Source organism: Stenotrophomonas sp. MMGLT7, from assembly GCF_021168555.1.
Lineage (GTDB): Bacteria > Pseudomonadota > Gammaproteobacteria > Xanthomonadales > Xanthomonadaceae > MMGLT7.
Genome location: NZ_JAJOZS010000039.1, coordinates 1 through 1,497, shown reverse-complemented (window position 1 = coordinate 1,497; position 1,497 = coordinate 1). Strand labels below are relative to the sequence as shown.

The window sequence follows — 1,497 nt, the reverse complement described above, 5'->3', positions numbered from 1 at the left end:
GCGTAGCGCTGTGCCACCCGGATCCAGCAGCTGTTGCGATCGTCGGCCTGCTCGCCCTGCTGGAAGTGGAACTTCACCCGGATCCGCCCCAGCGTGTCGGCGTGCACCTCGCCTTGTTGCGCCCCCTCGGCGCCGACCACGACCGCGCTCTGGTAGCCCGGCGCGGTCGGCCACGGGTTCAGCCGCGCCCCGGTGCCGTCGGCCAGCACCGGACGCCACGGCCGGGCGCGCTCGATCGCCTCGAACGCGTTGGCGTAGCCGACCGCCTCGGCCTGCTCCCAGGTCTCGCGCGAGGCCGCCGCCTCGGCCTCCGGCCAGGCCGGCGAAGGCCCCAGCCGCGCCTGCAGCGCCTGCCTCAGATCCACCGGCAGGTTGTTCACCCCGGCGTGTTGCACCCGCGTCAGCAGCAGTTGCTGCGCCGACTCGGCGCCCGGCAGCTGGGTCAGCGCGAACCAGGTACCGGCGCGGAACGTGCGCGCGGTACTGCGCCCCTGCCAGCCCGACCACTGCGACTCGGCCGCCTGCGCCAGCAGCCCGGCATAGCGTTCGGCCTCGCCCGCGTCGGCGAAGGCGTACATCCCCACCGGCTCGTACTGCTCGCGCAGCGAGGTTCCGCCCCCGCCATGCAGCGGCAGCTGCGCGCTCACCGCCGACCGGGTCTTGTAGTCCTCGCTCAGCAGGGTCAGCCGGCCCGAGCCGAGCTTGCGGCGCGCGCCGAAGGCCTGCACGCTGTCGGCGGCCTCGGTCGCGTCGCTGCGATGGAAGCGTACCCCGCCGTCTCGTGCCGAGCCGGCGTCCTGCGGCTGCGCCGCGCTGTCGGCAAAGATCACCAGCCGGTGCCCGGCCGGCGCCTCGGCGTGCTCCTCGATCCGCCAGCCCAGCCCTTCCTCGGCCAGCAGCCGCCAGACGAAGTCCGCATCGCTCTCGCGGTACTGCACGCAATAGCTGCGCGGGCGGGCCTGCGCCAGGAACCCCGGCACCTCCTCGCTCCACGCCCATACCGCCTGCGGCGCATAGCCGGCCAGCACCGCCTCGACGATCTCCGTCAGCGTGCGCTCCTGGAACACCCGGCTGTGCCGCCCCTGTCCCAGCCACCACGTCCACGGCACGATCCCGACCCGGTAGCGCGCCAGCCCGCCGTCGCTGCCCAGCAGATGCGCTTCGTGCACCAGCCCGCTGCGGGCCGCCTCGCCACCGCCGGAAAGGCGCGTGGACAGCGTCGCACGCCGGCCGAGCCAGTCTTCCAGCGCCAGGTCGGCCTCGGTGGCGACGAAATCCACCCACCACGTGCTGTCGCCGGACAGGCGTTCGGCGCCGCTCCAGCGTTCGACCACGAGTTCGTGCGGCGCGCCGTCCAGGTCCAGCCGGTGCAGCCGCGTCTGCTGCTCCAGGCCGGCCAGCACACCCAGGGCCGCGCGCATGCTCTCCTTCATGTACTACCGCTCCTTGTCCCTGCAGCCCGTTGCAATCAACACCGGGCGCGTCAACTTTATGGCG

The 1,497-nt window shown here is 73.4% G+C and carries 1 protein-coding gene; it reads right to left on the bottom strand.

From position 1 onward, the window contains the following. Positions 1–1,433, bottom strand: a 1,433-nt coding sequence (locus tag LRX76_RS18695) for a type VI secretion system Vgr family protein (RefSeq protein WP_231807137.1), incomplete at its 3' end; no start/stop codon positions are given. Positions 1,434–1,497: the final 64 nt, after the last annotated feature.